The sequence below is a fragment of the Bacillus massiliigorillae genome (assembly GCF_000380245.2).
Classification (GTDB): domain Bacteria; phylum Bacillota; class Bacilli; order Bacillales; family DSM-1321; genus Bacillus_AD; species Bacillus_AD massiliigorillae.
Genome location: NZ_HG428741.1, coordinates 3478014 through 3482118 on the forward strand (window position 1 = coordinate 3478014; position 4105 = coordinate 3482118).

Annotated in this window: 6 protein-coding genes; 4 read left to right on the plus strand and 2 right to left on the minus strand. The window is 34.5% G+C overall.

The window, feature by feature from the left end; genetic code table 11:
• On the minus strand, positions 1 to 980 hold a 980-nt coding region (locus TX86_RS16070), incomplete at its 3' end, for a M14 family zinc carboxypeptidase (protein ID WP_081707685.1).
• Between the two features lie 117 nt (positions 981 to 1097).
• Here TX86_RS16070 and TX86_RS16075 point away from each other — a divergent pair.
• The 3 genes from TX86_RS16075 (at position 1098) to TX86_RS16085 (ending at position 2514) form a co-directional block, all read left to right on the plus strand.
• Entirely contained in the window at positions 1098 to 1343 is a 246-nt protein-coding gene (locus TX86_RS16075; RefSeq protein ID WP_042349916.1) for a YhdB family protein, read from the plus strand.
• Positions 1344 to 1555: 212 nt separating this feature from the next.
• Positions 1556 to 1984: a disulfide oxidoreductase gene (locus TX86_RS16080; protein ID WP_042349918.1), complete on the plus strand. Its 429-nt coding sequence runs from the start codon at positions 1556 to 1558 to the stop codon at positions 1982 to 1984.
• Complete coding sequence (locus TX86_RS16085) at positions 1984 to 2514, plus strand: thioredoxin family protein (RefSeq protein WP_042349919.1); 531 nt, start codon at positions 1984 to 1986, stop codon at positions 2512 to 2514. Before TX86_RS16080 ends, TX86_RS16085 begins: the two co-directional genes overlap by 1 nt.
• Positions 2515 to 2538: 24 nt before the next feature.
• Here TX86_RS16085 and TX86_RS16090 read toward each other — a convergent pair whose 3' ends face one another.
• A complete protein-coding gene (locus TX86_RS16090; RefSeq protein ID WP_042349921.1) occupies positions 2539 to 2943 on the minus strand; it encodes a DUF5365 family protein in 405 nt (134 codons plus the stop codon).
• A 201-nt stretch (positions 2944 to 3144) separates the two neighbouring features.
• Here TX86_RS16090 and TX86_RS16095 point away from each other — a divergent pair, with 201 nt between their 5' ends.
• On the plus strand, positions 3145 to 4044 hold the full coding sequence (locus TX86_RS16095; protein ID WP_195892916.1) for an RluA family pseudouridine synthase: 900 nt from the start codon (positions 3145 to 3147) through the stop codon (positions 4042 to 4044).
• Positions 4045 to 4105: the final 61 nt, after the last annotated feature.

Consider the following 4105-nt stretch of genomic DNA (forward strand, 5'->3'; position numbering starts at 1 on the left):
GGTCTCTTAATAGATTCTTTTTTCAATTCATATAATAACATCATTGGTACTTCTCTATTTCCAGCCCATTCTTTTCGCAAGCAAGATGCTGGTGGATTCGTTTCCTTTACTAGCTCACACATTTCAATCGTAAATGCTGGCTTACGGAAGGTTGTAATAAACCAATCTGTATAACCTCCTCCCACTGCATCTGCATTGGGGAGATCTAGCTCATATCCTGTTAAACGAGCGATTTTCTCTGCAAGCAAATAATCACGCTCAATATATTCTTTCTTTGTATGATAATACCAAAACACTTGCTGTCCCGATGTGTGATAAGACAATGAAAGCAAAGGCTTTTGTTGTACTGTAAAGTCCACTAATGCTTTTACCTCCGCAGCCTGAACAGGCTTTGTACCACGAAAGTGCTTATAAGAGGGCCAAGCAGGTATTTGGTTTAGTTCCTTCCATCCTGAAGGATATTGACGATTTAAATCCACTCCCTCACCATTTGCTTTCCACCTATCAAACGCTAAATGAAATTCATTCATACTAAGTAACTTCAATCCTTGAGATAGAGACAGCCCTTGTAGCCCTTTCTGTTGAATATCCACTCCATCGGGGTTTAGCATAGGTATGAAAATAAACGATATTTCATCAAAAATTCGTGTAGAATAGCCATTAATAGTAGTATCTTCATCATAAGCACTTACATACTCTTTCAAAAGCTTCATTAAAAATTGACTTGTAATCCATTCTCGACCATGATGTGCACCAATAAGAAATACAGACTGTGACCCTTTCCCAACTTTAATATAAGGAAGTTTTTTTCCCCATTCACTTTTCCCAAAATATCCAATTTGTATCTTATTCCCATAATTGTTTTGTAAGTTCAACACTTCTTCTTCCATTTGTTCATATGAATAATAAGAGGCATCTATCCTTGTAGGAAATGCATTCAAGAACAAAAACAACAAGCAAAAAGGTATAAATACTCTCATGAAGATGCTCCTAACATGTTGGTAATATGTTCTCTTGGTTGTCCAAGTTTTTCATAGCAAAGTTTTGATGATACGGTACAAAATAAAGTTAATCTCCTTACAAAGGAGGCAGATGCCATGAACAAAACAGATTATGATCGAGCACTCTATTATACGCATCGTTCTGAGTGGGATAATTTATTGATTCTGATGGTGAGAACAAAAGATCATTTTTTATCCAAAAAAATTGAACACTTCTTACATGCGTATCGTTTTGAACATGACTACACCACAATCCAACGAAATCTCTATACCCTACTTCGATATCTCGAACATGCAACATGCATGACCCAGCATGATGTACTTTATGAATCCTATTCATAGTTTCACGATTATTATTGGAAATATACTTATCTGATCTTTCGGAAATGTTTGGAATAGTAGAAAAGGCTAATGCAACGAAACAAAATAAATGGACGTAAAAAAGAGCAGAATTTTTTTCTAGCTCTTTTTTACTTTTGAATTGATAACAATAGACATTCTTTGCCATACCATACTATAATTTCTTATGACATACTTTGGAGGTGTGGACAAGTTTGAATAATAAACAAAAAGAAAACATATTATTTATAGCCTGGGCAGTATCGGTAATTGCAATGTTCGGAAGCTTATACTTTTCAGAGATAAAAAATTTTGAACCTTGTACTTTATGCTGGTATCAACGAATTGTGATGTATCCCTTTACCATACTATTAGGTATTGCAACAATCAAAAAAGACTTCCACATAACCCTGTACACAATGATTCTTTCTGGAATTGGTACACTTCTTTCAGCTTATCATTACAGCATTCAGAAAATCCCTTTCCTTGCTGATTCCGCTAATGCTTGTGGTCGTATTCCATGTACAGGACAGTATATTAATTGGGGTGGATTTATCACTATTCCGTTCCTAGCACTTACAGCATTTATTATTATTTTCATCTGTAGTTTTATGATTTGGAAAAATTCTAAGGAGGTCAATTAATGAAGAAAGTCATTATATTTTTAGCTATCATCGTTGTATTATTCGCAGGAATAGCTATCATGAACAATATGCAAAATAAAGAACAAGCTGCCAAGCAGCAAGAAGCCGACGAACAAGCAAATAATGAACTATCATCGGAGCAAAAAGCACTTGCTAAAAAATTGTATAACAAAGATTTACTAAAAAGTTCTACAATTGCACAATTAGAGGATAAAAATTATCAAAACATTATTACACCAAAGAATCTTGAGAAAAAATTAGACACCGAAAAACAAACTTTTGTATATTTCTTTAGTCCAGAATGTTCTCACTGCGTAGCAGCTACACCCAAATTAATGACAGCTGCTAAGGATAAAGGTATAAACGTTAACCAATACAATTTGAATGAATTTGAAGATGGCTGGGATCAATACAACATTGAAAGTACTCCTACATTAGTTGTTTATGAAGACGGTAAAGAAGTAGACAGAAAGCTAGGCGACGATTCAGAAGAAGCTTTCAATGAATACTTGGCACAACATAAAAAATAAACAAAAGCGCCGATAATGGCGCTTTTAACATATTATTTGGTTTTCTGCTTCTGCAAATGTAAAGACATATCCGTTAGCTGGAATTCTATTACGAAAACACTGTAAAGTAAACGGAAAAAACAAACCAAAATTATTTATAATTTGAGCATTACGATTAAACAAATCTTCATATTGCTGACACTCAACAGATTTGCTTACATAATCAATAATTGTTGCTACAGTTTGCAAAGCAGTCATTAATTGATATGCTTCTCTTAGTGTCCCATTATACTTATTACTATAGTTCGAAAATTGCAGCAACCCCATCTCGTTATACTTGTCGAGATCCTGACTAAGAATATAACTTGGAAGAATGGTTGATCTCAGGTTAAACAAGATTGTTTCTATTTCTTGCTCTTGTTCATCCGTTGAAGAGAAGACGATTTTCAATTATACCCCCACCTTTTTAATCACTTTGTTCGTATTATTTTTATAAAAAGCATCCCACAGTAAGAATAACATGAATTATCAGAAATTATATTGGGAATTACAACCAAATTTTGATTTTTTAGTGCAAAATTCAGATTTTTCAGCTATATTTTTACAATTATACAAGCAATTACATAAAGAGAGGTAGGACTATTCACCATGATACAAACAAAGAAAAAAGGATTATTTATAGAAATTATCATACCTGAGAAATGGGCAGATATGTCTATTGAAACGCTATTAAAAGACTACTGGAAGGTCCCTAAGAAGTTAATGCATGAGTGGCGTATGAGCAAAGATGTTTTAGTAAATGGTCTAGCAATTCCTTGGAATACTACGTTACCAAAAGACGCGAAGCTTCTATTACCTGTTTATAAAAGCAACCCTACGTCAATTGAAGCAACATATATGGATTTATCTGTGCTTTACGAAGATGACCATCTATTAATTATTAATAAACCAGCTGGACTAGAAACGCATCCATCGAAACCAAATCAAACAGATACTTTACTAAATGGGGTAGCTTACCATCTTCTACTAGAAGGACATGATGGCGAACTAAGACATATTCATCGTCTCGACCAAGATACAACAGGTGCTATTATATTTTCTAAACACGCACTAGCAGGTGCTATTCTCCAAAGGATGTTAGAAGAAAGACGCATAAAACGCTCATATAAAGCACTTGTACATGGGAAAGTACTTAAAAAGAAAGGTACTATTTCTGCAAGTATAGGAAGAGATCGTCATCACGCAACTCGTAGACGTGTCTCACCTTCAGGACAGCACGCAGTCACACATTATAAAGTTTTACAATATGATTCTAAAAAAGACTTAACACTAATTGAATGTTCGCTAGATACTGGTCGTACACATCAAATACGTGTTCATTTAAGCCATTTAGGACATCCACTTGCTGGAGACACATTGTATGGAGGAAAGCCTATTTTTCATCGCCAAGCATTGCATGCCTATCAAATTAAGCTTACGCATCCAATAACAGAAGAACCTTTAGTTATCCATGCACCATTCATTGATAACAAAAACGTATTTTCTGAGTGAAGGTTTCTAGATATCATATAAAAACAGAGGTTGCTCCACATATTGGGCAACCTCTTGTTTT